Genomic DNA, 26,943 nt, shown 5'->3' with positions numbered 1-26,943 from the left:
TGGAAAACTAAAAGGAAAAGAAAAAGGACATTTATTTTATAAATCGTACAAATCGTTTCTTCCCAATTTGCAAAACTTCTTCATTCATTACTATTCTATCAGTATCCTCTACTGTAAGTTTTTCACCATTTAAAGAAACGCCATTTTGTTTCATTAATCGTATAAATTCACTTTTACTTTGAATATAATCATTGGCAATTAATGCTGGAATAATATCTAGTACAGATTCTTTTCCTATTTCGATTAACATGGAGGGGATGTTATCCGGGATTTTTTTCTTTTGAAATGCTATTTCAAAATATTGCTCCGCTTCCTTCATAGATTCTTCCCCATGATATAAAGTAGTAATAATTTCTGCTAACTCTAGTTTGATATCTCGCGGATTTTCGCCTTTTAATAATCGTTTTTCTATTTCTTTTATCACTTTAGGATGCTCATCTGTTGCAAGTTCAAAGTATTTAATAATTAATGCATCAGGTACTTCCATTACTTTTTTGAACATTACTTCTGGTGCTTCATTTACGCCAATATAATTCCCTAAACTTTTACTCATTTTTTCAACACCATCTAAACCTTCTAATAACGGCATAAAAATGGCAATTTGTTTCTCCAGCCCTAAATGCTTTTGTAATGTACGTCCCATTAAAATATTAAACGTTTGGTCAGTACCGCCTAATTCAATATCAGCAAAAATTTCAACTGAATCATATGCTTGCATTAGTGGATAGAAAAATTCATGAATGCCAATTGGTACTTGACTGTTATAACGTTTTTGGAAATCATCACGTTCTAAAATACGCGCTACAGAAGTCGTCGCAGCTAATTTGATCACTTCCTCAAATGTTAAAGTTGATAACCACTCACTATTAAAACGTACAGTGGTCTTTTCCTTATCTAAAATTTTAAAAATTTGCTCACAATATGTTTTAGCATTTTCTTTTACAATTTCATCAGTTAGTGCAACGCGCCCCTTGGCTTTTCCTGTCGGGTCTCCTATACGACCAGTAAAATCACCAATAATAATGACAACTTGATGACCTAAGTCTTGCATTTGTTTAATTTTCCGTAGCACAACAGCATGCCCTAAATGAATGTCTGGCGCAGAAGGATCTAAACCAAGCTTAATCGTTAAAGGCTTTTGTTCCTTAAAAGAATGGTCTAATTTTGCTAATAACTCTTCTTCATTAACAATCTTTTCTACACCCTTTTGAATAATTTGTAATTGTTCCTCTGGTTTTAAAAACATACAATACAACTCCTTACTATTGAATTGATATTGCAAGTTCTATAAGAGCAAAAAACGCCCTTTAGGAATCAACCTAAAGGACGTGTATGAACGTGTTACCACCTTAATTTAAGAGTTATTCACATAACCCTTCTCAATAGGTACGGCTAAATAGCGATACCTTTGCATTAATTACGGATGCAAACCCGTCGTAGCCTACTTAAAGTTCGGTACGCAGCTCCAAGATGTATTCATTTTAACTTTCCTTGCGCCTCTCATCGACCGGCTACTTTCTGTAAGTTCCATTAAAATTACTCGTTCTCTTCAACGCTTTTACTCTTATACTCCAAATCGTTATCAACAATTTTTCGTTATGCAAATCTTGTTAAATATTATAGTCCCTTTATTTGAATTGTCAATAAATTATTTTTCAACCATTATAACGTGGGGTTGATTTCCGCTCCGGCTGGGCTGCCGCTTCGTTTACACTCCGCTTTCTTGCAATATCTCATTAAAATTATAAATGGGCTAAGTGAATAATCAAAAATACTATAGGAGGAATCATTAATGATGGCAGAAGATTTAACGTATTAAATTTCTTGATCCCTAAAATACTTAAACCTGAAGCTAATATTAATATACCCCCTACAATAGTCACTTCATTTAGAAGATCATTACTTAAAGAATTCTCCATTAATATCGCAATTAAATAAATAGAACCTTGCCATACAAATAATACTATCCCTGCAACAGCTATCCCAATACCAAAGGTGGAAGCTAAAACAATCGAAGTAATTCCATCCAACATACCGTTTGCAAGCAAATATGTATAGTCTCCCTTTAACGCAGCCTCAACAGGACCCAAAATTGATAAAGTTCCAATACAAAATAATAAGATAGCAGTCGATAACCCTTCAGCTAAATTACCCTTAGAGTACTTATTTACTAATGCATTAAATCTTGTTTCTAACTTTAGTTTTTGACCTAGTAAACCTCCTATAGCTAAACTTACAATAAAAAGCACTGGATATTTGCTTGAAGGTAAATGTTGTACTAGTGCATTTATTCCTAATCCCATAGCTACTAGCCCCATAGCCTGCATTAAAATATTATGATATTCATCTTTTATCCCCTTTTTAAAGATGCTTCCCACAATACTCCCGACTATTATCATCATTGTATTAAATATTGTTCCAATCATAATCATTTCTCCTATTAGATAATACTTTTAACCCAAAATATAAACCCTCCTGCAAGGGGAGGGTCAACACTTTATTGGTATTTGTATTTCTGTTAGGTAATCTTCTTTACTTCCTGAAATATAGTCATTAATTATCGTTCTTTCAATAGAATCCCCGATAACTTGGAACCCTTTATCTTGAATACAATTTAGTAAGGATCTATAACTTCCGAGGGAATTGTTATGATCTCCGTTATAATAAATACAGGCATACTTACCTTCTGGAAGAGTTGTCACTAAAGGACTTTGAATATCATCTTCCTCGACTAAAATAAATATCGAGTTATATTCATTGAACTTGTTATTTAATATATTATCTATACTTACCGTAAGACCCACTCCTCCAATAAATATAGAAGAATTCATATTAGATAAATTTTTCAATTGTTGCAGAGAAACTTCCAGCTGAGGTTCTGAACTGATTTTTTCCATCAACCTTACAATTTTCCTCGCTTTAAATGTTTCTATAGATACAACTCCTAATTCTTTTATTTCTCGTGCTTCATTAATATCCTTAATTCGATTTTGAAATCTACGGTTTACTTGTTCTAATTCCATAATTTTAATTTCAGTTAATTCTTTTTGTTTCTTTAACAAATCCAAAAAACCATTAATATCTCTATGTTCCAGGTGACCTTTGATTTCTTTTAAAGAAAAACCTAACTCCTTTAAATAAAGAATTGTGTTTAGTTGTTCAAATTGTTCGGTTGAATAGTATCTATATCCGTTCTTTATGTCAATTTGAATAGGCTTTAATATTCCAATTTCATCATAATGTCTTAAAGTCTTTATAGTTGTATTATGAAGCTTAGCCATTTCCCCTATTGAAAATCGATTCTCCATTTAAATCTTCCTTTAATCATAAGTTATGTTAATTTTATCTTATCACAATTCAGTTCAGTGACCGTTATTAGCAGAACAAAAAAGCAGCTCTGCCTCTGGAACAACACATCTTCAAACAAAATAAAAATAAGCTATAAAGAAAAATTTCTTCATAGCTTATTTATATATTTTTTTTATTGTTCACTAATTTGTGTGGATGGTTTTAATAAAAGCCAAACAATTACTAAAGTTGCTAGTGCTAATATAAAAGTAACCATATAAATAAAATGTACACTTGAAGCTAATGCTTCTTGTGACTCAGTTACTACGTTTGCTGTCGTTTCTCCATGTCCACTAGAAGATACAAGATCAAGGTTTTTAATACCACGTGCATGAATCATCGTGTTAAACATCGCGCCGAAAACTGCCGCTCCTAATGTTTGGCTAAACGTATTGATAAATGTGTTTAAGCCAATTGCCGTCCCGCGCGTATGATTTGGAACAGCCGCTTGAATTGTTACCATGTAGATCGGTGTAATAAGCCCCATTCCTAAGCCGAATAATCCAACTGCAACATAAATAAGGAATGCTGGTGAATCTGTTGACAATGTAAATAATGAAAAAGCAGCTACTGAAAGAACGCTAGCTCCCAATAGAATGATTTGTTTCGTATTTAATTTACCCACTAATTTACCAGAAAAAATAGTACCAAATGTCCACATTACAGGTAGTGGCATTAAAATGAGTCCGGCGTCTGTCGCATTTTTCCCTAATACACCCTGGCTCCAAATCGGAAGATACATTGTAATACTAATAAGCATTGCACCAGAAATAAGTGTTAGTATGTTTATAGTAGATAATGTACGGTTAGAGAACAGTGCTAGTGGAATTAATGGCTCCGGAGACTTTCTCTCAATGAATAAGAAAATAATGAATGAAATAGCTGCAAAGATTAAGAGGCCAACAATCGTCATGTCCCCCCAGTTTTGCTTACTACTACCTGTTAATAATGCGTATAGAAGAGCGATTGTACTCAATGAAAATACTGTTGCACCAAGATAGTCGATATGATGCTTAGCAGGCTTAATAGATTCTTTATAATAAATTGTAATCATTAAGCACGCGATAATTCCAAATGGCACATTTAAGAAGAAGATGTAGCGCCAAGAAAGGGAATCCACTAAAAATCCACCAACTAATGGTCCGATCACACCCGATATACCCCAAACAGCACTAATCCACCCTTGTGCTTTTGCCCTGTCTTTCACTTCGCTATATAAATCACCAATGATTGTCATTGTTATTGGCATAATGGCACCCGCACCTAAACCTTGAAGAGCACGAAAGACGATGAGCTGTTCCATCGACGTAACGACGCCACAAAGTGCAGAGCCGACTAAAAATATAGTAGCCCCGATCAGTAAAACTTTTTTCCGGCCAAATAAATCAGCCAGTTTCCCGTAAATTGGCGTCGAAACAGCTGTGGCAAGCATATAAATTGCATATACCCAACTAACAAGTTCGACGCCTGACAAATCATTCGTTATACGGGGAATGGCTGTACTAATAATTGTTCCTTCTACAGCAGAAAGAAATGTCATTAACATTAATGATAAAATAACTTTTTTTCTCATATTTACCCTCTCATCACCAAAGCGTGTGGTTGATATCCGTTCCTACTGGGCACTTTAAGACTTCCACTTCGCTTTCGCTACAAAGCCAAGCTTCTAGGGAGCGTCCAGTCTGCACGCCAATCAACTTATTATATAGTATATTTTTCAACACATGTCTTCCATAACTTTTGGAGATGTGCTCTTTACTTCTTAAACAGTTAAAATTATTCAATATGTAACTACGTATTTTTCATTAATTATCCACGAATAACTGTATATCTTCTAAAGCTTCACAATGAAATCTCAAACATAATTTCTCCCTCTTAAATGTACTTCAACTAATCAACCATAGCTAGTACAAAAAGCAATCGTTCTAATTGAACAATCGCCACAAGAAAAAGTTATATTGTTCTTCATTAACCTTCTTGATAAATGGCTCATTATCAATATTCCACAAGACAAGCACTAATTTTAACACAAATATCCAGTAAAAAACCACCTCAAAATCGCTAATGAGGTGGTTTTTATCAATTCTATATAGTTCCGAAGATGTGAAGAGAAAATAAAGTAATTCACACTTCTCCTTTTTTACGTGCTGCCATTTCATCTTTCATTTCTTCTTTTAAACCTTCAATTGACTGTTGACGTCGCTTATTTTTTTCTTTAATCATTTCACTTTGCATAGGGTCTGCAAATTCCAAACTAATTTCCGCTTCATGAAGTTTTTCTTCCGTGTTCTTAACGATATCACGAATTCGTTCAACATTATTGGATCTATCATCTGGTTTCGATTGTCTTGAATTAGCCATGGTAACCTCCTAAAATTTCGACATTAACATTAGGTTGTATTTTTTTTATGTTTATATGTACACTAATTTTTACCAAAAAGTTCTTTTACTCTTTTAGGCACGATAAGCACTGGAGAAAGGCTAACAGTGTTCTTACTATGTGAGTAGACTCTAGAAGCAACCAGCCATGGAAGCGAATACCTAAACATCTTGAAAATTATAAGATAATTTTCATGAACCTTTATCATACTCAAACAAAAAGAAGCGAGTTCGGAATTACTATCTTCCAAATTCGCTTTATTCTTTATCACATCAAACCATATATTTTTATTTATAAATCGATAAGTAAACCAAGTAACCACAAATTCCTGCTCCGCAGTCAATGATAAAATATATACGCTCTTAAAGTGAAAATATTAATTTCAGGGCTCTTCGTGTCCGACTCTAGGGAGATTCAATACTTTGGTATGTATTTGTAAAAATGGCTTCTTTAAGGGTTGAAAGCTCATACCGTTAACGAGAAAAAATCATATTCTGCATTATACGACTAAAAGGAGGGAGACCTCTCTATTAGATCGATAAATTCAAAGACTTTGAAAATCGAGAAAGGATGAAGACAGTGTCGCAAGCAAATATTCCTAATATAACCCCTAACATTACTATTACTAGAGATGACGCCTTGAACCTCTTATTAGCTTCTATAGCAATTGAAGAATTAGGGCTAGGACACATTATTAATGCCGAAGCGGAGAAAATCCAGTACGCTGTTGGTACGCTGCCAGGACTTTCGGTTCCGGCGACCCTCAATGAATTGCTGCAGGTTAATTCAAGTGTTCAAACTACCATGCAAGGATTAATTAAGAAAGAACTGCTCCTTCAATCTAAACTGGAAAACATCTTGTCTGCTTCTTCTGCAGCAGGCCAAACTGGTGCGACTGGGGCTACAGGGTCAACGGGAGCTACAGGGTCATCTGGTGCGACTGGGGCTACAGGGCTAACGGGAGCCACAGGACCATCTGGTGCGACTGGGGCTACAGGGCTAACGGGAGCCACAGGGCCAACGGGAGCCACAGGAGCTACAGGAGCTACAGGAGCTACAGGAGCTACAGGAGCCACAGGAGCCACAGGAGCTACAGGAGCTACAGGAGCTACAGGAGCTACAGGAGCTACAGGAGCTACAGGAGCTACAGGAGCTACAGGAGCTACAGGAGCTACGGGAGCTACAGGAGCTACAGGAGCTACGGGAGCTACGGGAGCTACAGGCAGTACGGTTACAGCCAACAACATCAAGGTAGGAAGCTTCATTCAGCAAGTAATTACACCAGGGTCACCTTATGTGTTTGATTCAACAATAAATAGCAATGGAATCGGTATTACACATACACCTGGATCACCAAATATCAATCTAAGTCCGAATAGCGTCTATTGGATCGATAGCTATTTGGAAGGGTTTGAGACGCCAACTGGCGGTATCGGATTCGCGCTTCGCCTGAACGGGGTTCCTCTTTTTGGGAGTCATGTTGGTAACGGAGGCGCTGTTGGGGTCGATGCACAACTCTCCGGTGCATACATTCTGAATACTGGACCCGGTGTTAACGTTCTTCAGATGTTCAATGATGATAACACAAATACTACGACTGCTAGTAACGGTACGCTTGGCGCTTCATTGACAATTATGCAGATTGGTTAACGTATCAGTCTATGAAGACAATATCGCAAACGAAAATTATATCGACCCATAGGGAAAAATACCTCACAACCCACATTTTACGTTAACTTAAAAGACCCCGTTTTGGAAAAAGATTGATCAAAACAGGGTCTTTATTTGCGAAACATTGCACAACTTTTGTAAAAAAGATTGATCATTTTCTCTGATCAATCTTAAACTAAACTTTTATTATACAATGTAGAGATAACTTAGATTTCATAATTTAAATCATTCTTTTGATTGATTTAATTGCATCGAAATGCATTCCTTCATGATATAGACAAAAGCTAATTAATTCCTTCACCTTTGATAGGAAAAGACCTGTAGAAGTAGTGTAAGGGATTATCTCATCCTCTAAACGGCCTTCTAAATTATGCTCAATTCTGTCTAATTGATTTCTTAACAACTGAATTAATTCATGGATAGTTGGCAACTCTTGATTTCCCCATTCAGTAGGCTTAGTACCCGAACCAAACAATTCCATAAAATAATTTGGTAATTGAGTTTCCTCTTCTGTAATTTGGAAACCGAACTTTTCTTGTATCACATAGATATGACCTAAATTCCATTTAATATTGTTATTAAAACCTTTTGGTATTAATAGTGATTCTTCGTCTTTCATTCCTAAAACTTGACTTAGTGTACTTTCTCGAACAAATCTCAATTGCTTGAAAATATAGTGGTCCACTTAAATTCCTCCCATATAGATAATTAATCTATATCCAAAATGTTGGATAATTTCTGTTCCTACGCATGTTATTGATTAACAATGCAAAAAACACAATAATGATGGAGCCAATTAACACAGGGGAAATTAAATAATTCCAACTATGTACTCCAAACATAACAACAAGTGGATCTGCTCCTGCTGGCGGATGTGTAGTTTTCGTTAATATCATCATTGCAATCGCTAAACCAACTGAAAAAGCAATCGCCCACGGTTCATTACCAAATAGATGATATACAAATAGACCAATGAATGTTGAAACAAAATGACCACCAATTACATTTCTAGGTTGTGATAGTGGTGCGTTCCAAACACCAAATACTAACACACAACTTGCGCCGAACGGAGCCATTAACCATTCAGTAGAAGTCATATTAGTTAAATAAATTAAAGTAACGATTGTTAGAAATCCGCCAGTTAATCCCGTAAAGGAGTCTTTTACATTAACTTGCAATGGACTTCTTCCTTTTCCCTTCATCTTCGATAGGTACCGATCACTGATTAATTTCTTGTCTCCACGATTGATGGCCGTTTCACTACTCATTTTTATCGCCCCCATATTTACAATTTATTCTACATTAACAAAACTAACCTGTAAATATAAATTTGGAGGGTTAGTTTAAATTAGCAAAAATAAAAGAACCAACTCTCAAAAAGTTGATTCTTTAGTTATCCTCTAATTTTCGATGTTGAAATCTTGCCGCTTTTTTTCTATTTCCACATATTTTCATGGAACACCATTTACGTCTCCCATTCACATCTATAAACAATAGAACACACTCTGGATTTGAGCATCTCTTGAGAAAAGTAAGTTTATTTTCTTCGATTAAACTTAATACATCAAAAGCAATTATTGATAAAAGTACATCCTCAATCTCTCCAATCGGAAAAGGGATTAATTTATGTTCTGTCAGTTTATATGTAAAAGGTGCTTTTTCAATTTTCTTTTCTAGAAAAGTGATAAAACTATTCGAAATGTGATGTTGTTCTGCAATGGCTTCAAATTCTTTTCTTATAACCTTCCGCATTTCTAAAATATTTGATGTTACTTGGCTCAATCGTTCCTTAATTTTTATAAACAGTGGCTCATTCCAAAACGAATTATCTTCTTTTACCGCATAGAGCCAATCCAATATATCTTCATCATTGATAAATAGATCATATCGTTGTCCCCATCTTACTACCTCAGTATTTACTAAATCTAATGAAATATTTCCCGATAAGAGTGGGAATTTATTTGTTTCTTGCATACGATTCTCGCTCATTTCATTGTTAAATTTTTCAACCACCTAAGCGATTAAAAATAAGTTATATGTTATATTATATTTTATTTAACCCAAAAAATAAAAAATGCTCCTTTAGGAATTAAACATAGGCAGTTCGCCTTTGTTTTAAACTAACATTCAGCACAATGATTCCCCATTGTCGCGCAGAAACACTAAACACCGAAGGCCGTCCCCATTACGATAAAAATGAACGGTATATCTATTTTGATTAACGTTCCAAATCTAACATAACCATTCTCTTTTTTCTTTAATAATTGAGCTTGCTTCCCAATAGTTACTACCTCAGAGCTATCAACAAATTTATTTGTATACAGAGTTTTAATTTTCTAACCTTAAATACAAAAAAACGCCCTAATTTTTAGGACGGGATTAAAATTATTGATATAAAATACTTAACTATTTTAGGACTCTTAGAAAAATGGATCAACATTTAAGAATGCTGATCTATTTCCCCTCCTGCCTTTTTCAAAGCTCTTTGAAGTTGATAAATTTTCATCATACTAATTAATCCAACTAATAGGGCTCCCAATAAGACTGAACCAATAATGACGAGGATTAATGGCCATTCAGCTTTTCCAAATAAATAATTAACTGTTACCTGGTCAACATTGATCACTGAAAAAATCGCGATAATTAAGACCACAATTATTGCTAATATTAAGTTCCATTGCCTTTTCATAATCCACCTCATTCTTTGTTATTTAATTAATCTACCTTCACTATTATAGAATCCGGATTGGCTTAGGACAATCACTATTTCTTTGTAAGGAAATACCCTCTTTTAAACGATTCTAATCTTTATTACCATGAAACATCCAAATTTAAAAAAGCATCCGTTCGCTTCTTTTATTCTCAGCGAACGGATGTGAATTGCTAGTATTTAAACCATTGTTTTTGCCAAATGACTTTATTATAACGCTCCATACCGGCAACTATTCATTCCTTCGTTTACGTTTGAGAATAGGTCGCTAATTTTGACAACCACTACTTTTGGTGAAGAACCGATTTTACAACTCTATTACATTAAAATGCTATGCTAATGATGAGGTGATTCTAGTGGCAACCATTTTAATTGTCGAAGATGAAATTCCAATCAATGAGCTTATTAAAAGAAATCTCCAATCAGTTGGACATAGATGTATTTCTGCTTTTGATGGAATGGAAGCGATTGATGAGCTTGCACAGCAAGAAATAGATCTTGTATTGTTGGATATTATGCTTCCAGAGATTGATGGATATGAGGTATTTCAGCAGATTCATGGGACCCCTACTATTTTTTTAACAGCTCGAAGCAGTCTGTCAGATAAGGTAAAGGGGCTGACTCTCGGAGCTGACGATTATCTTGTTAAGCCATTTGATATGATGGAGCTGTTGGCGCGAGTAGAAGCATTATTAAGACGCACGAACAAAGAAACAAGGAATTTTAAATTAGATGGTGTGGAAGTCGATTTTAAAAGCAGACAAGTATTCCTTCATAAAAATCTAGTTGAATGTACGCCGAGGGAATTTGATTTGCTGGAGGTATTGGTAAATAACCGCAATATTGCATTATCACGAGACAAGCTACTTGAGCTTGCTTGGGGCTATGATTATATAGGGGATACAAGAACAGTAGATGTTCATATTCAAAAGCTAAGAAAGAAATTAAAACTGGAATCAAGAATTAAAACTGTCTATAAAATGGGCTATCGTTTGGAAGTGTAAATATGAAAATAAAGACTTTTTTATTCACATTTATCCTTTTTCTTTTATTTTTTTACAGCGGAATTTTACTCATTTCATCAATGACGCTTATAAACAATCTAGAAAGTTCTAAAGATCGCAGTCTACGAGAGCATTATTTTATCGCAACGTCGTATGCAAAGGATTTAAACGCATTAGAAAATAGAGATGTTTCTATCGATAGTGGAGTGGAGTCTCTTTATCGCTCTTATTTTAATTTTTATAGCAAACAAAAAGTGATATTGACTATTTCAAAGGAGAACAAGCGTCTGTATGCAAATTTAACAGAAGAGTCTTACAAACTTCCTGAAATTTCCGAAAATATTAAAGCGAGTGAAAGGCTCGTTTCAATTGAAAAGCTCGAAGATAAGGACTACGTCAGAGTGGTTGGTACTCTGCCAGCACCATATGATTCCTATACACTTGCCTATTATTATAATGTATCTGACGTTATTTCTTCATGGTACAAAATGACGGTTACGCTGTTTTTGATTGGGATGCTTATTTGTGGATTGCTTGCAGTATGTTTATTATTTGTACTAAACCGTGTGTTTAAGCCATTGCAGCTCATTTCGTCTACTTCTAAAAGTATTGCAAATGGACAATATGGAAATCGAATTGAGGTTAAAGGAGATGATGAACTCGCTGAAATGGCTCAGAGTTTCAATCATATGGCTGAAGAAATTCAAAGTCAGATGCAGCAACTGGCTATTGCGGCGGAACAGAAGCAGCAGTTTGTAGATAACTTAGCCCACGAACTTAGAACACCCTTAACATCGATTTATGGCTATGCAGAATATATTCAGAAGATCGTTCGTACTGAAGAAGATAGGATATTTGCAACAAATTATATTATGTCTGAATGCCGCAGATTGCAAAATATTTCCGTTTTATTATTAGAGATGGCAACTCTTCGCACAAGCGAAAGTGAACGAAAAAAAATTGAAATGAGCGAGCTAATTCGTGATGTTGAGCAATCTTTATCTATGAAAGCAAAGGAAAAACAAATTGAGATTTCCTATGAGCATCATTTTAATACACTGTTTTGTGACGCAGATCTCATGCATATTCTGCTAGTTAATTTAATCGATAATGCACTCAAAGCTTCTAGTTCAGGTGGATTGATTACACTAAATGCATATATAGAGAATGAACATAAGGTAATTGTCGTTCAAGATAATGGAAAAGGAATGTCAAAGGAGCATCTTAATCATATAACAGAAGCATTTTACCGAGTAGACTCTTCTCGAAGTCGCTCTGCTGGAGGTGCAGGATTAGGTTTAACGCTTTGTAAGCAAATTGCAGTTAACCATCATGCAGAGTTAAGTTTTTCATCGGAAATCGGGAAGGGAACAACAGCCAAATTAACTTTTACAAGTTAATAATAAGTTCATGATAGTTTGATAACCTACTGTTTATACAATTATAACTGTGATCACACTTATTAAAATGAAAAGGAGATTGAATATGGCTAAAAAAAGTGAAATGAAAAATCTTGTACTTGGAACTGTAGGAGCATTAGCTATGACGACAATGGTCTTTAGTGGTATTAATCACACAGTTAAGGCAGCAGAACTTGGTAAAACGCAGACGGTCCCTACTAGCTACAATGTTTCTTATGCAGAAATCGGAAGTAAAAGCGTACCGCAAGATTATGTGAAGAAAGATTATAAAGTAAAGTTAGTTGGAGAAGACAAACCGACAGTAAACGACATGAAGATGAAAGAGGCAGCAGAGCTTGCGAGTCAAAATCTGTGGAAGGTTTTCAAACTTGATTTAAATGGTAAAACAGTGGAAATGACATATAACCCAGTAAATAATGAGACACAGCAACGTGCTACATGGGAAGCCAACATTAAAATCAATGATATGCTGTCATATGCCTTTCAATTAGATGCAGTAACAGGTGAAAATCATTTGATAGCAAAGTGGGTTTACCATAAAGCGAAAATTAATGCAGGCATGGATAAAAATCTATTAAAGAATAATCAGGAATATCAAATTTTAGCAAAAGAGGCAGTAGAAAAATATCAATTATTATCTGGTAAAATAACAGCTGTTGAGTATAGCGGACAAGGGTACTCAGAAGATAGACAAGGAGGTAAAAATGCGGACATTTCCTTCCGTGTAAAGTCTGATAAAGGTGAAGCTGTGCAAATCAGTTTCTCTAGACATAATAAAGAACTTCTTCAAGTGGGCTATGATAGCTGGATGAAGGAAACTGAGCGACATGAAAAGAAAATAGAACAAGAATTAAAAGAACTCAATAAATCGGATTTAACTATTACAAATGAGCAGCTAAAGAAATCTGAAGAAGAAGGACCGGTTCTCTTAGAAATGAGAAACTAATTGACATAGTTTAAATAAAGGAAAACGTTTTATAGAAAGATAATAATAGTAGTGCTATCGTAATTTGATATAAATACGATAGCACTATAAGATTTTAATGTTATTACCTATTATTCAGAAAAATAGTTTAATTATGATCCATTACCAAAAAGAGCCTTTACTACGTAGAATGTAGTAAGGCTCTTTTCTTTTTTAATCAAAATTCAATACTCAACATAAATAGCGTATTATTCAACAGTCACCGATTTAGCCAAGTTACGTGGTTTATCCACATCACAGCGGCGGTGTAGTGCTGCGTAGTAACTAATTAATTGTAATGGCACTACCGATACAAGTGGTGTTAGGTATTCATGAACTTGAGGGATTACTAAACGGTCACCGTCTTCATCTACGCCAGCCATAGCAATAATGCATGGGTATGCTCCACGTGCAGCTACCTCTTTGACGTTACCACGGATGTTCAATCCTACTTCTGCTTGTGTAACTAGGGCAAACACTGGTGTACCTTCTTCGATTAAGGCAATTGTACCGTGTTTTAGCTCGCCACCTGCGAAGCCTTCTGCTTGGATGTAAGAGATTTCTTTTAACTTTAAGGCACCTTCAAGGCTTACATAGAAGTCTATGTTACGGCCGATGAAGAATGCGTTGCGTGCGATTTTTAAGTAATCCTCTGCGATATCCTCTAATACATCTTTTGAATCGATAATTGTTTGGATACCATTTGCTGCAATCGCAAGTTCTTGTTTTAAATCAAATTCTAAGCCTTTGCCATTAGCTTTCGCCGTTACATATGCTGTTACAGCAAGTACAGCTACTTGCGCTACATATGCTTTTGTAGAAGCTACTGCAATTTCTGGACCTGCATGTAATAACAGTGTATGGTCCGCTTCACGTGATAGCGTAGAACCAGGTACGTTTGTAATTGTTAATGTTGGATAACCAAGCTCTTTAATTTTCACAAGTACTTGACGACTATCTGCTGTTTCACCTGATTGTGTAATAAAGATAAACAATGGTTTTTCTGAAAGTAATGGCATATTGTAGCCGAACTCACTTGAAATATGAACTTCTACTGGGATACCAGCCATTTTTTCGAAATATTGCTTACCGATTAAGCCTGCATGATAGCTTGTGCCGGCTGCAATAATATATAGACGGTCTGCCGCTTGTAATGCTTTTAAAATATCAGCATCAATTGTTAATTCGCCATTCTCACCTTCGTATGCTTGAATGATTTTACGAATAACTGTTGGCTGCTCATCCATTTCTTTTAACATATAGTGAGGGTAAGTACCTTTTTCAATATCGCTCATATCAAGCTCTGCTGTGTATGGTGCACGCTCTACTAATGAACCGTCTAACTTTGTAATTTCAACGCTAGCCTTGTGTACGATTACGACTTCTTTATCGTGTAGCTCTACATATTGATCTGTTACTTGTAGCATCGCCATCGCATCTGAAGCTACAACATTAAAGCCTTCACCAATACCTACTAAAAGTGGAGATTTGTTTTTCGCAACGAAAATTGTATCAGCCGCTTCAGCATCTAAAAGAGCTAATGCGTAAGAGCCGTGTAATAAAGATAACGTTTTACGGAACGCTTCAGCCGTGCTTAAACCTTCTTTCACAAATAGCTCAACTAATTGCACGATGACTTCTGTGTCTGTATCAGATTTCATCGGAATACCTTTTAAATAAGTTTTTTGTAATAAATGATAGTTTTCAATAACTCCGTTGTGTACTAGCGTAAAACGACCTGATGCACTTTGATGAGGGTGTGCATTTAAGCGATTTGGTACACCATGAGTTGCCCAACGTGTATGACCAATACCCACTTTTGCAGCAACGTCCTCGTCCACTGCCTCACGTAAATCTGCAATACGTCCCTTTTCTTTGAAGACTGTTACACCCTCTTCGTTACGCACTGCAATACCTGCTGAGTCATAGCCACGGTACTCTAGTTTCTCTAAACCTTTTAATAAGATTTCCTTTGCATCTGTTTCACCAATATATCCTACAATTCCACACATAAATTTCTTATCCTCCGATATCGTCAATTTGACGCAATGACAAACTAGACCTCAACCTATCGAAATTTTTGTGAATGTAACTGCTTTGCTAATGAAAATTAGCATGCCATACATGCACAGTGTTAACACTCATTCAGTCATCTGAATAGTAACCATTCGATACGTGAGGTTTCTCTATTTATCTATTGCTTTAACTATACCTTCTCCATTTTCTGTACATTCAATCACTCAAATGCTTTCAAAATGGAAAGTGACAATCGGGTATGTCGATCGGGAGGCATCCGCCGAATTCTCGATAAACCTCCACCTCGTCTGCTGAAGATAGTTTCGTCCAATTTCTTCAGCTCAGGCGCTATAATTGTTTTCCGATTTTGCGCTTTTCTTCCCTCCTTATGCGCTCTCGTTAAATGATAAGGTCGGACCTCATATTCAACTTCTCCATCATACTCAATCATATGCTGTACGTCAAATTTTCGTTATAAAAAACACCTATTTATCCTACTTTTTAATGACAAAAAGTAGACAAACTATCTGCTATAAAACAATATTTTGAAATTCCCAATAAAAATATGATGCAATCTTCCTTGGGTTAGCAACACGGTTATCCCATTTTTTTATCACTTGACAAAGTCACTACTTAGCAATACTATATACAGTACTTAGCAACACTTAGTACAGGTAAAGCTAAGCCCGGGGGTGAGTTCATGGATAATCTGAGTGAAATGCTCAAAGGAGTTTTAGAAGGTATTGTATTAGAAATTATTAGCCGTGGTGAAATCTATGGTTATGAGATTGTCAAACATCTCACGCAAATGGGGTTCGAGGGCATAGCTGAGGGAACTGTTTATGCGTTACTTATGCGGTTAGAAAGAAATCGTCTTGTCAATATTGTCAAAAAGCCATCTGAAATGGGTCCACCAAGAAAATTCTATACGCTTAATGAACAAGGGAAAGAGAAACTGATGTCCTTCTGGGCTAAATGGGATTTTTTAAGTAGTCGTATTGAAATTTTAAGAGATAATGGAGGGAACAAACATGAGCTTTAGTCGTGAAATACAGGATAGAATGAATCGTTTTGCGAAAGAACAATCTCAGAATTATTTGCAGGACGCTGAAATGACTTATATTGAAAAGCTGCGAAAAAAAAGTGGGCAAACTAAACGTAAGGTCGACAAGCACCTTTCCAAATTTAAAGGGCGTTCCGATCAGGGGCGAGAAGCGCAAGACGACATGATACTCTATATGAGTGATTATATGAATGATTTAATGTCACAGGGGTTAACGGAGCAGGAAGCTTTTAATAAGGCCAGTGAGGAATTGCAATTCGCCAGTAACTCTGAGCAATCAGAGGATTTAAATGAGCGCTTCAAGCAATATTACGAAAATCGTGATCCCGCAGATTATGAGGCAATCGGGTTGTTTTATGGCGGCTTCCTGTTTTTAGGATTAGGTATCGGAGGATTAACTGGTTTTCTAACTGGCGGTGGCTACGAAGCTTTTTTAGATAAAGGCTGGATCGACACTGCAATCGGTGCCGGTGTTGGCATTATCATTGGTATCGGACTTGGGCAAATTACCAATGCTATTATAGCGTTAAAAAAGAAGTAATTTATAGATAAAAGGCACAGGTAAATTCACTTGTGCCTTTTAAACTTAGCCTTCTTCATTCTCTAATAATTTCACAATTTCCCGATTAAATGCTGGTAGATCCTCTGGTGTACGACTTGTTACTAATTGTTTTTGACAAACAAACACTTCCTCGTCATGGAATATTGCACCTGCATTTTCTAAATCTACTCGAATCGATTTGTAGCCAGTTGCGTCACGACCATTTAATGTTTTTGCTGTAATGAGTAATTGAGGACCATGACAAATAGCAAAGGTTGGCTTCATCTCATCCATAAATTCTTTGACAAATGCCACAATACGATCATCTACACGTAGTATATCAGGAGAAAAACCGCCTGGGATGAATAATGCATCGAATTCAGAAGCATTTACCTCATCGATATCTTTATCAATTTTTACTTTCTCTCCATGCTTACCTTCTACCTCAATGCCTGCCGTCGTATCAATCGTTATTAGTTCATGACCTGCCGCTTCTAATGCTCCTTTAGGACTTGTATATTCAGCGTCCTCAAACATATTGGTAATCACTGTAGCAATTTTAGCCATTGCGATTCAACACTCCTTGTAATTGTGACTCTGTACTACTGTTCCCATTCGTTTCAAAAACATTCATTTCGTCGGTGAGCTTTCAATATTTAAAGAACAAAGGAGTCTATCCACGACTTTCGCTTTTATCCATTCTAATAAAAAAACTCGACCTCCTTTCAAAGGAAATCGAGTTGATCATTATCGCCTTGGCGTAATTGTAGTTATTCTGTTAAGCCCATTTCAGCACGGACTACATCTGCAATACGCTCTACGTAACGCTCGCAGTCCCCTTCTGTAGCTGCTTCCACCATTACTCGTACAAGTGGCTCAGTACCAGATGGACGCACTAACACGCGACCGTTACCAGCCATATCTGCTTCTACCTCAGCAATCACTGCAGCAACTTTTGCATTTTCCGTCACAGCATGCTTGTCTGTTACACGTACGTTCACTAAACGTTGTGGGAAGATTTTCATTTCAGCAGCAAGCTCTGACAGTTTTTTACCTGTAGCTTTCATAATGTTAACAAGCTGAATACCTGTTAATAAGCCATCACCAGTTGTGTTAAAGTCTAGGAAAACAATATGACCCGATTGCTCGCCGCCTAGATTATAATCATTGGCACGCATTTCTTCCACGACATAACGATCACCTACAGCTGTCTGTACACTATGCATTTCGTTATCTTCAACAGCTTTATAGAAGCCCATATTACTCATAACCGTTGAAACGATTGTTTGCTTTTTCAAGCGACCAACTGTATTTAAATGCTTACCAATGATGAACATAATTTGATCACCATCAACAATTTTACCGTTTTCATCTACTGCGATTAAACGGTCACCATCGCCATCGAATGCTAAACCAACATCAGCACCCTTTTCTGCTACAAATTTAGCTAATTCCTCTGGATGTGTTGAACCGACACCGTCATTAATATTTAAGCCTGTTGGTGAAGCACCCATCGTTGAGATATCCGCTTCTAAATCCGCAAATAAGTGTGTAGCTAGTGAAGACGTAGCGCCATGTGCACAATCTAATGCTACGTGGATGCCATCAAATTCTTCAGTCACTGTTTGTTTTAAGTATTGAATATATTTTTGACCACCCTCGAAGTAGTCGCTTACAGAACCTAAATCTGCTCCGATTGGACGCGGCAATGTATCTTCTTGTGCATCTAATATTGCTTCGATTTCGGCTTCTTGCGCATCTGTTAGCTTAAAGCCATCAGGACCGAAAAATTTAATACCATTGTCAGCCACTGGGTTATGTGATGCTGAAATCATAACGCCTGCATTTGCGCTCATAATTCGAGTAAGGTAAGCCACACCTGGTGTTGAAATAACACCAAGACGCATTACCTCTACGCCGATCGATAAAAGACCAGCTACAAGTGCACCTTCAAGCATTTCACCTGAAATACGTGTGTCGCGACCGATTAAAACCTTTGGACGGTCAGTTGCATCCTTCGTTAAAACGTAGCCACCTACGCGGCCAAGCTTAAATGCAAACTCCGGTGTTAATTCACTATTCGCGACGCCACGGACGCCATCTGTTCCAAAATATTTACCCATTTTAATTATTCTCTCCTTCAATGCAAGACGGTTGTCACGCTTGTCTACAACGACAACTAGACCGCTCATCTGCTTACTTTTGGAAAAGTCTATTTTCGTTCATTCTCTGGTAACTATTAATTATGCCCCTATGTAAATTTATCTGAACTAGTAAAACAGCGCAGATAAATTGGCTAGAGTATTTTGATTTTAGCCTGGGCAACTTTTCTCGTACTGTTTCAAATCTGAAAATGAATAACCTTACCGATAGAGAACGAACTCTCTACTGAATCAAAATAAAATTATAGTCAGTTATTGTTTAAGAATCAATATCTTCTGTTTTCTCCGCAGGCGGCGTGTCGTCCTCAGAAGGCGTTTTCGATTCCTCCGAAGTTGGCGGAGGAGTAGGTGGAGGTGCAGGAGTGGTAGTTGTTGTTGTTGTCGTTGTTGTTTTTTCCTGCTCTACCTTCGTAATATCCGCTTTCACTTTAATTTTTGAATCAGATATTTTTGTCACACCTTCTGGCAATTTCACTTCAAATTCATAAGTTTTTGATTCTGTAATTTTTGATAAATCAACCTCTAATGGTATTGCAGTTAAAGCATCTATGATAGATTTTTTACCGTATACTCTCACCTTTGTAGGACTAATTGTTAATTGGTTGACGGTAATACTATTCGCCGCTTTCCCTATTTCCTTAAGCACAACAGGCAATTCTCTACTGTAAGCTCCAATATCTACTTGTACCTTCACCGTTGCCGGTTCAATTGTCACATCTAACTTATTTAAATCGCGATCTAATACTTTAACCTCCGCTACTTGTGAGAACGGTTCTCTTAAGCCTTGTTCACCCGTAACAGTAGCTTTTACATAACTAATGTTTTCAATGGCACTTTTGGCACCTGTAACATACACCGTAGCTGGATTAGAAGACATGCTATTTAAAATATATCCTTCTTCAATTAAACGCGTATTTAGCTCAGGGTCAACACGAAACTCCTGCGTGACTTTTTCCTCAATGTTTACCTTAATAGTTGCTGGGTCTAATGTAACTTGTAACTTATCCGAAATATTTTCGTATTGTAGTCTAACATTATGCTCACCTATGAGTAATTTACTCAAATCCGCAAATATAGAAAAATCTCTAGAAGTTTGAGCTTTTAAAGCGAGTGGCGTTGGACCTTTTATCGTAACGTTCACCGTCTTTGGTATCCCTGTTACAATAAGATTCTTATCGTCATAAAAAACATCTACTGGCACATCGCGAATTACTACTGTTTGCTCATTCAATATTGATTTATTTTTAGGAGATAATTCGGTACGAACAGAGAAAAATAACAAAAAGGCTAGAAATAGTGCAACGATTCGTAAAACCCAAGGGCTATCCATCATTTTATCCATTCTTTTTCCCCCTCCAAGTTAACTTAGAGGCTGCATCTGACTCCTGTGCTAATCCGAACCACATTTTACGTAACAGTTCTTCGAATTCCTCTAGAGAAAGATTTCGATGAAGATTACCATTCATTGTAAGACTAATGGCACCGGTTTCTTCCGATACAACAATAGTAATGGCATCTGTCACTTCACTTAAGCCGAGTGCAGCTCGATGGCGCGTCCCAAGCTCTTTAGAGATAAACGGACTCTCAGAAAGCGGTAAATAACAAGCCGCTGCTGAGATTTTATCTTTCTGCATAATAACTGCTCCATCATGCAGTGGCGTATTCGGTATAAAAATGTTGATAAGTAGCTCCGATGATATCTCAGCATTTAGTCCTATGCCCGTTTCTATATATTCATTTAGACCAGTTTCTTTTTCAATAGAAATTAACGCCCCTATACGACGTTTGGCCATATAACTAACTGATTTCTTCATCGCCTCAATAAGCCTTGTCTGTTCTTCCTCAACTTGATTAATTGAACGTTGGAATAACTTCCCTCTACCAATTTGTTCAAGACCACGTCTTATTTCCGGTTGGAAAATGATAATAATCGCCAAGAAACCGAAATCGATAACTTGTTGTAACATCCATCCTAACGTTTCTAACCCTAAAAACTCTGTAGCAAGGCGCGCAATAATAATTACGAAAATTCCCTTTAATAATTGGACAGCCTTCGTACCTTTAATGAGGGTTAAAATTTTATAAACAACGTACCATACGAGCAGTACATCTAATAAGTTAATAACAATATTCACAGGTGTTAAATTAGCGAAATGTTCGATAATTTGCACGTGGCATCCCCCACTTTTCATTGCGAATCCATACACATTTAAGTATAGCACATTCTTATCAAATGTAACTTTTTTCAATTAAAAAGTCTACTCAAAAGAGTAGACCGTTCAGCCTCTCACGTGCACTATCTATTAGGACGTATAGAGTGTTATTTAGTTGCTTGTTTCTCCTCGAATGTCACAGCAGACTTAACTGAATTTTTAATCGTATACCAGAGCCATTCGAATACTTCGTCAATTTCTTCTATTTTTCCTGAAACAACTGCCGAAGATGCCATATACTGTCCGTTAATAACGGTAACATTGCCATCCACTTCACCCTCAACAATTAAATCACCATTTTTAACAACAATGTCGCCCTTTACAACTTCTCCCTCTGGCACAATAACCGTTTGACCTTCAACAACTAGGTTCGGTTGTTTAGTCACAGAGAAATGTTGGTCATCCATAAAACTACCTAGTAAAGTTGCACTCATAAATAAACAAAACACTGCTGCTGCCACAAAGAGTGGATGTCGGCGAATCCACTTCTGCATACCTACACGACTTTTAGGTTTCGGTAAACGAGCCATCACAGCTTCTTCAAAACGCGGAGGTGGTGTAATGTGGGAAGCACTCTTCACAAAGGCGATTGTTTCACTTAATTCCTGCATCAACTGTTTACAATCACTGCATGTATGCAAATGTCGTTTTAACTCTTGCTCATGCTCACGACTAATGTCACCATCTAAATAATCATGGATATAGTCTATTATATGCTCTGGACAAGTATTCATGACGCTTCCCCTCCTACAGATTGTTTAATTGCTTACGTAATGCTTCACGTCCGCGGTGAATCCTCGTTTTCACCGTTCCAAGAGGCATATCTAAAATCTCGCTAATTTCTTGTAATGATAATTCTTCAATATATTTCAATACTATAACTGAACGGTATTTATCCGGCAAACGTCCAATCTCATATTGAATGCGATCTTGCAGTTCCAGTTTCTCTATCTGTTCCTCTGGTAGCTGGTCATCTGCTGCGATCTGCGAATACATATCAAGCCCTTCTGTACCAGCTACTTCCGCATCTAAATAGTAATCCGGCTTTTTCTTCCGGATACGGTCTATACAAAGGTTTGTCGCTATGCGATAAAGCCACGTCGAAAATTTTCTTTTCTGATCAAAAGTATGCAAGTTCATATAGGCACGAACAAATGCCTCTTGTGCAATGTCCTCAGATTCTTGCTTGTTCCCCAACATCCTATAGCATACTTGATACAGTTTGTGCTGATAGAGACTCACAATATCTGCAAATGCGTTTTGATCGCCTTTAAGCACTTGTTTTATTTTCTTGTTTACTAACGCATCCATTGTGTCGATTTCTCCACCTTTACAACTGTCTTATACTATACGACCCATCGATAAGAAAAGTTTCATTTTGTTATTAATTATAACAAAAGATTTTTATACAATGTGGCAATAGGTAATTTTTTGTCAAATTTCTTTAAACGAGCGTTTCTCCAAATAAAGATCCCATCAATGCTACTGCAACATCAGCTGTTCTATTCTTTTCATCTAAAATCGGATTAACCTCAACGAATTCAGCAGATGTTAGCATACCTGATTCCTGAAGCATTTCCATCGCCAAATGGCTTTCTCGATACGTAATACCACCAGGTACAGGTGTCCCAACTCCAGGAGTATAAAGAGGATCTAACCCATCTAAATCAAGTGATAAATGCAAACCATCTATATTGCGCTCTCTTAAATAGGCAAGTGCATCTTCCATTACTCTTGTCATTCCAAGACGATCTACCTCGTGCATTGTATACACCTTAATCCCTTGCTGTCTAATTAATTCACGTTCTCCTGGGTCTACAGAACGTGCTCCAATAATAATGACGTTTTCAGGTTTAATTTTCGGTACATCATTACGAATTTTCACTAACCGTTCATGTCCAAGTCCAATGCTAACAGCTAGCGGCATACCATGTATATTACCAGACGGTGTCGTATCAGGTGTATTTAGGTCCGCATGCGCATCAAACCAAATAACGCCTAAATTTTTATAATGCTCACCAAGCCCTGCAAGTGTACCAATAGCAATACTATGGTCGCCACCAAGTACAAGCGGAAACGCCTTGTGCTCAATCGCTTCATTTACACTATTAGCCAAGGATGTACTTACATCAATAACTTCCTCTAAATTAAGTAGTTGTTTATCAACAACAGTACCTTCTATTTTTTGACTAACACGTATATCCCCTTGATCATGTACTGCATGTCCGATTGCCTCTAAGCGCTCCACAACACCTGCGTAACGAATAGCACTTGGCCCCATATCTACCCCTCTACGAGTTTGCCCATAATCAGTCGGTACTCCAATAATAGCAATATTTAGTTTATTCATTTTTTCATACCCCCTTTAAGTTGTAAGACTATTGTAAAGCCTATATCCTACCTGGCTCAACTCAACATTTTCGTGAATATTTATACAATTAAAAAAGGTATAAAAAAATCTCCTGCTGTTTTCAGCAAGAGATTAGTATCTGTAGTTAATGTTACACTTTTGAATATACTTTATTCTATAAAAGTGAGCCATGAAGGACTCGAACCTTCGACCCTCTGATTAAAAGTCAGATGCTCTACCAACTGAGCTAATGGCTCAAAATAAAAATGGCTGGGGTACTAGGATTCGAACCTAGGCATGACGGAATCAAAATCCGTTGCCTTACCGCTTGGCTATACCCCAATCATTAAAATAAAACTGGTGGAGGGGGACGGATTCGAACCGCCGAACCCTAAGGAGCGGATTTACAGTCCGCCGCGTTTAGCCACTTCGCTACCCCTCCGAAATAACACATTATGGTGGAGGATGACGGGCTCGAACCGCCGACCCTCTGCTTGTAAGGCAGATGCTCTCCCAGCTGAGCTAATCCTCCATAAAAACAGGTGTTCATTTCTTCACAGTTTATTTTCTTTTTAAGCCTTTGCATTACTACAATGCTTTAAAAATGGTGACCCCTACGGGATTCGAACCCGTGTTACCGCCGTGAAAGGGCGGTGTCTTAACCACTTGACCAAGGGGCCATTTTTTAAATGTCTTAAACAAGACAAGAATTATGATAACATTTATTACTGTTCAATGCAATACTTATTTTACAACTTTTTATATGTATAACATCAACTTTAAAAATGAGCAAAAAAATGGCTCCGAAGGCAGGACTCGAACCTGCGACAACCTGATTAACAGTCAGGTGCTACTACCAACTGAGCTACTTCGGAACAATACTATTCAATTCGGTTTTTTAAAACCTCTTAAGTACATTTATTATTATAGCAAGCATTATAATTTATGCAATACTTTTTGTGAAAATTTTAATATTTTTTATCTAAGCATTCCTGATCATTACCAAAAACCTAATAGTTCTCTATAAAATCTAATATTTCTATTTTATGCGCAGAATATTCTTGCTGTATATTATTGTAATTGTTAAAATGAGAATAGTTTTATGAATTTTCTATTAAATTTGTTTGGGGAGGAATGTTCACATGGCAACAAACGATTTAATTGCACCAGAATTCTATAATATTACAGAGGAATTGGAGAAATTTTCTCAAGATAGTAATCGTCAAGCAATACAATGGCTAAATGCGCAGCAGGAACGCCGAACAATTTCCTATGTTGAACTTGTTCAAAAAATGAATCAATATGCGAATGCCTTTACGAAGAAGGGGCTTCAAAAAGGAGATCGCGTATTAGTTATTATTCCACGTCTGCCTGAGGCTTATTTTGTCTTCCTTGGCTGTCTAAAGGCTGGTATTGTGCCTATTTCATGTTCAGAAATGTTACGTGCAAGTGATTTAGAATATCGTATGGAGCACTCTTCTGCAAGGGCAGTAATTGCCTATGAAGCATTCACTAGTGAGGTAGATCATATTACTTCATCAGTAGATGCTTTAAAAAATAAGCTGGTTATAGGTGCTGCTACAGGTGATTGGACGTCTTTAAATGAATTGGCTAGTACGCAGCCGGATACATTTAAAGCGGCGGCGACGAAAAGAGATGATATGGCATTTCTTTCTTATACATCAGGCACGACTGGTAAACCAAAAGGAGCTGTTCATTCGCACGGTTGGGGATATGCACATATTAGAACAGCTGCTTCTCAATGGCTTGGTGTACGTGAAGGTGATCTAGTTTGGGCTACAGCAGCTCCAGGATGGCAAAAATGGATTTGGAGCCCATTTTTATCGACGATCATGTTAGGCGCAACTGCATTTGTATACCACGGAGGATTTGATGCAAAAACATACCTTCAACTGCTTCAAGATGAAAAGGTCAATGTATTATGCTGTACTCCAACGGAATATCGAATTATGGCGAAAATTGATAATTTAAAAGACTATAATCTTTCTTCACTACGTAGCGCTGTTTCGGCTGGTGAACCATTAAATCGCCCAGTCATCGAAGCATTTATGAATAACTTCGGACTCAAAGTTCGCGATGGCTATGGCCAAACAGAAAATACTTTATTAATCGGCACACTTGAAAATACTGAGTTACGTCCTGGTTCAATGGGTGTTCCTACACCAGGCAATATTGTTCGCATTATAGATCATGAAGGCAACGAAGCCCCAGTTGGAGAAGTTGGAGATATTGCCGTACACAAAACATCTCCTGCTCTATTTAAAGAGTACTATCGTGAGCCTGAACGTACACAAGCTGCCTTCCGCGGTGATTGGTATATTACTGGTGACCAAGCTAAATGTGATGAAGACGGTTACTTCTGGTTTGAAGGTCGAGGAGATGACATCATTATTTCCTCAGGCTATACAATTGGGCCATTCGAGGTAGAGGATGCTTTAAATAAACATGAAGCTGTACAAGAGTGTGCTGTTGTTGCAGCTCCAGATGAAATTAGAGGACATATTGTTAAAGCCTTTGTCATCTTACGAGAAGGCTTTAGAGATCGTGATGAGGACGAGTTAACAAAAGAACTACAGGAGCACGTTAAATCATTAACAGCGCCTTATAAATATCCTCGTAGTATTGTCTTTATCGATGAGCTACCAAAAACAACTTCTGGTAAGATTCGCCGTATAGAGCTACGAGCAGCAACTGTATAAAATAAAAAAGGAGACATTTCACCAATCACTTGGTTGAAATGTCTCCTTTATCTATTGCTGAAATTTTATATTCTTTGGATATAAAAAAAGCCACTACTGAGTTTATCAGCAGCGACTTTTTGCGCCTAGCGACGTCCTACTCTCACAGGGGGAAGCCCCCAACTACCATCGGCGCTAAAGAGCTTAACTTCCGTGTTCGGTATGGGAACGGGTGTGACCTCTTTGCCATCATCACTAGACATATTTAATTGAAAGAATTATTCTTTCAAAACTGGATAAACGGTGCATTGAATGTTTCAAACGTTTTGGTTAAGTCCTCGATCGATTAGTATTCGTCAGCTCCATGTGTCACCACACTTCCACCTCGAACCTATCTACCT

General features: G+C 37.0%; 24 protein-coding genes, 6 tRNA genes, 1 rRNA gene and 1 other annotated feature. Of the genes, 7 read left to right on the top strand and 24 right to left on the bottom strand.

The genetic code is table 11. The features are described 5' to 3' along the window. Positions 1-31: 31 nt before the first annotated feature. From tyrS to tlp, 5 genes are all read right to left on the bottom strand, one after another. Complete coding sequence (gene tyrS, locus MWJ95_RS15420; RefSeq protein ID WP_249106579.1) at positions 32-1,246, bottom strand: tyrosine--tRNA ligase; 1,215 nt, start codon at positions 1,244-1,246, stop codon at positions 32-34. A 73-nt stretch (positions 1,247-1,319) separates the two neighbouring features. Then, positions 1,320-1,562: a binding site (T-box leader), on the bottom strand. A 180-nt stretch (positions 1,563-1,742) separates the two neighbouring features. Then, entirely contained in the window at positions 1,743-2,426 is a 684-nt protein-coding gene (locus MWJ95_RS15415; RefSeq protein ID WP_249074925.1) for a DUF554 domain-containing protein, read from the bottom strand. A gap of 63 nt (positions 2,427-2,489) precedes the next feature. Next, positions 2,490-3,308, bottom strand: coding sequence for a MerR family transcriptional regulator (locus MWJ95_RS15410; protein ID WP_249106578.1), 819 nt, complete (start codon positions 3,306-3,308; stop codon positions 2,490-2,492). A gap of 173 nt (positions 3,309-3,481) precedes the next feature. Next, positions 3,482-4,921, bottom strand: coding sequence for an MDR family MFS transporter (locus MWJ95_RS15405; RefSeq protein WP_249106577.1), 1,440 nt, complete (start codon positions 4,919-4,921; stop codon positions 3,482-3,484). A gap of 551 nt (positions 4,922-5,472) precedes the next feature. Next, complete coding sequence (gene tlp, locus MWJ95_RS15400; protein ID WP_249074928.1) at positions 5,473-5,709, bottom strand: small acid-soluble spore protein Tlp; 237 nt, start codon at positions 5,707-5,709, stop codon at positions 5,473-5,475. Between the two features lie 598 nt (positions 5,710-6,307). Between tlp and MWJ95_RS15395 the strand changes: the two genes are divergently transcribed. After that, positions 6,308-7,378, top strand: coding sequence for a collagen-like triple helix repeat-containing protein (locus tag MWJ95_RS15395; RefSeq protein ID WP_481817356.1), 1,071 nt, complete (start codon positions 6,308-6,310; stop codon positions 7,376-7,378). 241 nt (positions 7,379-7,619) lie between these two features. Here the strand turns inward: MWJ95_RS15395 and MWJ95_RS15390 are convergent, their stop codons facing one another. The 4 genes from MWJ95_RS15390 to MWJ95_RS15375 form a co-directional block, all read right to left on the bottom strand. After that, a complete protein-coding gene (locus tag MWJ95_RS15390) occupies positions 7,620-8,084 on the bottom strand; it encodes a DinB family protein (protein ID WP_249106572.1) in 465 nt (154 codons plus the stop codon). 28 nt (positions 8,085-8,112) lie between these two features. Then, entirely contained in the window at positions 8,113-8,667 is a 555-nt protein-coding gene (locus MWJ95_RS15385; RefSeq protein ID WP_249074931.1) for an HPP family protein, read from the bottom strand. Between the two features lie 121 nt (positions 8,668-8,788). Next, positions 8,789-9,373: a CGNR zinc finger domain-containing protein gene (locus MWJ95_RS15380; RefSeq protein WP_249074932.1), complete on the bottom strand. Its 585-nt coding sequence runs from the start codon at positions 9,371-9,373 to the stop codon at positions 8,789-8,791. A gap of 466 nt (positions 9,374-9,839) precedes the next feature. Further along, positions 9,840-10,088 carry a LapA family protein gene (locus MWJ95_RS15375; RefSeq protein ID WP_249074933.1) on the bottom strand — a complete coding sequence of 83 codons (249 nt, stop codon included), beginning with the start codon at positions 10,086-10,088 and terminating at the stop codon, positions 9,840-9,842. 377 nt (positions 10,089-10,465) lie between these two features. Here MWJ95_RS15375 and MWJ95_RS15370 point away from each other — a divergent pair, with 377 nt between their 5' ends. The 3 genes from MWJ95_RS15370 (at position 10,466) to MWJ95_RS15360 (ending at position 13,480) form a co-directional block, all read left to right on the top strand. Continuing rightward, entirely contained in the window at positions 10,466-11,113 is a 648-nt protein-coding gene (locus MWJ95_RS15370) for a response regulator transcription factor (RefSeq protein ID WP_249106570.1), read from the top strand. Positions 11,114-11,115: 2 nt separating this feature from the next. Then, a complete protein-coding gene (locus tag MWJ95_RS15365; protein WP_249106569.1) occupies positions 11,116-12,513 on the top strand; it encodes a sensor histidine kinase in 1,398 nt (465 codons plus the stop codon). 85 nt (positions 12,514-12,598) lie between these two features. Next, positions 12,599-13,480, top strand: coding sequence for a hypothetical protein (locus MWJ95_RS15360; RefSeq protein WP_249074936.1), 882 nt, complete (start codon positions 12,599-12,601; stop codon positions 13,478-13,480). A gap of 227 nt (positions 13,481-13,707) precedes the next feature. On the opposite strand, the gene glmS is transcribed toward MWJ95_RS15360, so the two are convergent. Next, positions 13,708-15,510, bottom strand: a complete 1,803-nt coding sequence (glmS, locus tag MWJ95_RS15355; protein WP_249074937.1) for a glutamine--fructose-6-phosphate transaminase (isomerizing) — start codon at positions 15,508-15,510, stop codon at positions 13,708-13,710. Between the two features lie 704 nt (positions 15,511-16,214). Here glmS and MWJ95_RS15350 point away from each other — a divergent pair. Then, complete coding sequence (locus tag MWJ95_RS15350) at positions 16,215-16,556, top strand: PadR family transcriptional regulator (RefSeq protein ID WP_249074938.1); 342 nt, start codon at positions 16,215-16,217, stop codon at positions 16,554-16,556. Then, positions 16,546-17,118 (top strand): hypothetical protein, encoded by a 573-nt coding sequence (locus MWJ95_RS15345; protein ID WP_249074939.1) that lies wholly within the window; start codon positions 16,546-16,548, stop codon positions 17,116-17,118. Before MWJ95_RS15350 ends, MWJ95_RS15345 begins: the two co-directional genes overlap by 11 nt. 45 nt (positions 17,119-17,163) lie before the next feature. Here the strand turns inward: MWJ95_RS15345 and MWJ95_RS15340 are convergent, their stop codons facing one another. From MWJ95_RS15340 to MWJ95_RS15280, 13 genes are all read right to left on the bottom strand, one after another. Next, positions 17,164-17,685: a type 1 glutamine amidotransferase domain-containing protein gene (locus MWJ95_RS15340; protein WP_249074940.1), complete on the bottom strand. Its 522-nt coding sequence runs from the start codon at positions 17,683-17,685 to the stop codon at positions 17,164-17,166. A 203-nt stretch (positions 17,686-17,888) separates the two neighbouring features. Then, a complete protein-coding gene (gene glmM, locus MWJ95_RS15335; protein WP_249074941.1) occupies positions 17,889-19,241 on the bottom strand; it encodes a phosphoglucosamine mutase in 1,353 nt (450 codons plus the stop codon). A 298-nt stretch (positions 19,242-19,539) separates the two neighbouring features. Continuing rightward, a complete protein-coding gene (locus MWJ95_RS15330; RefSeq protein ID WP_249106567.1) occupies positions 19,540-20,622 on the bottom strand; it encodes a CdaR family protein in 1,083 nt (360 codons plus the stop codon). Continuing rightward, positions 20,615-21,451, bottom strand: coding sequence for a diadenylate cyclase CdaA (gene cdaA / locus MWJ95_RS15325; protein ID WP_249074943.1), 837 nt, complete (start codon positions 21,449-21,451; stop codon positions 20,615-20,617). The genes MWJ95_RS15330 and cdaA overlap by 8 nt, the downstream gene beginning before the upstream one ends. 149 nt (positions 21,452-21,600) lie before the next feature. Further along, positions 21,601-22,227: an anti-sigma factor family protein gene (locus MWJ95_RS15320; protein ID WP_249074944.1), complete on the bottom strand. Its 627-nt coding sequence runs from the start codon at positions 22,225-22,227 to the stop codon at positions 21,601-21,603. Positions 22,228-22,240: 13 nt separating this feature from the next. Beyond that, positions 22,241-22,804, bottom strand: coding sequence for an RNA polymerase sigma factor SigW (gene sigW, locus MWJ95_RS15315; RefSeq protein ID WP_249074945.1), 564 nt, complete (start codon positions 22,802-22,804; stop codon positions 22,241-22,243). Positions 22,805-22,937: 133 nt separating this feature from the next. Next, positions 22,938-23,843: an arginase gene (gene rocF / locus MWJ95_RS15310; RefSeq protein ID WP_249074946.1), complete on the bottom strand. Its 906-nt coding sequence runs from the start codon at positions 23,841-23,843 to the stop codon at positions 22,938-22,940. A gap of 184 nt (positions 23,844-24,027) precedes the next feature. Then, positions 24,028-24,100 (bottom strand) — tRNA-Lys (locus MWJ95_RS15305). A gap of 10 nt (positions 24,101-24,110) precedes the next feature. After that, positions 24,111-24,185 (bottom strand) — tRNA-Gln (locus tag MWJ95_RS15300). A 16-nt stretch (positions 24,186-24,201) separates the two neighbouring features. Continuing rightward, positions 24,202-24,285 (bottom strand) — tRNA-Tyr (locus MWJ95_RS15295). 14 nt (positions 24,286-24,299) lie between these two features. Continuing rightward, positions 24,300-24,375: transfer RNA gene (locus MWJ95_RS15290), tRNA-Val, on the bottom strand. A gap of 73 nt (positions 24,376-24,448) precedes the next feature. After that, a tRNA-Glu gene (locus MWJ95_RS15285) sits at positions 24,449-24,523 on the bottom strand. Positions 24,524-24,641: 118 nt separating this feature from the next. Then, positions 24,642-24,718: transfer RNA gene (locus tag MWJ95_RS15280), tRNA-Asn, on the bottom strand. Between the two features lie 267 nt (positions 24,719-24,985). On the opposite strand from MWJ95_RS15280, the gene mbcS reads away from it, so the two are divergent. Then, on the top strand, positions 24,986-26,563 hold the full coding sequence (mbcS, locus tag MWJ95_RS15275; RefSeq protein WP_249106564.1) for an acyl-CoA synthetase MbcS: 1,578 nt from the start codon (positions 24,986-24,988) through the stop codon (positions 26,561-26,563). Positions 26,564-26,686: 123 nt separating this feature from the next. On the opposite strand, the gene rrf is transcribed toward mbcS, so the two are convergent. Further along, positions 26,687-26,802, bottom strand: a 5S ribosomal RNA gene (gene rrf, locus MWJ95_RS15270). Positions 26,803-26,943 lie beyond the last annotated feature (141 nt).

The sequence above is a fragment of the Lysinibacillus sp. Bpr_S20 genome (assembly GCF_023337835.1).
GTDB lineage: Bacteria > Bacillota > Bacilli > Bacillales_A > Planococcaceae > Lysinibacillus.
The sequence above is the reverse complement of the archived record's forward strand: the minus strand, read 5'-3'. Positions and strand labels throughout refer to the sequence as shown.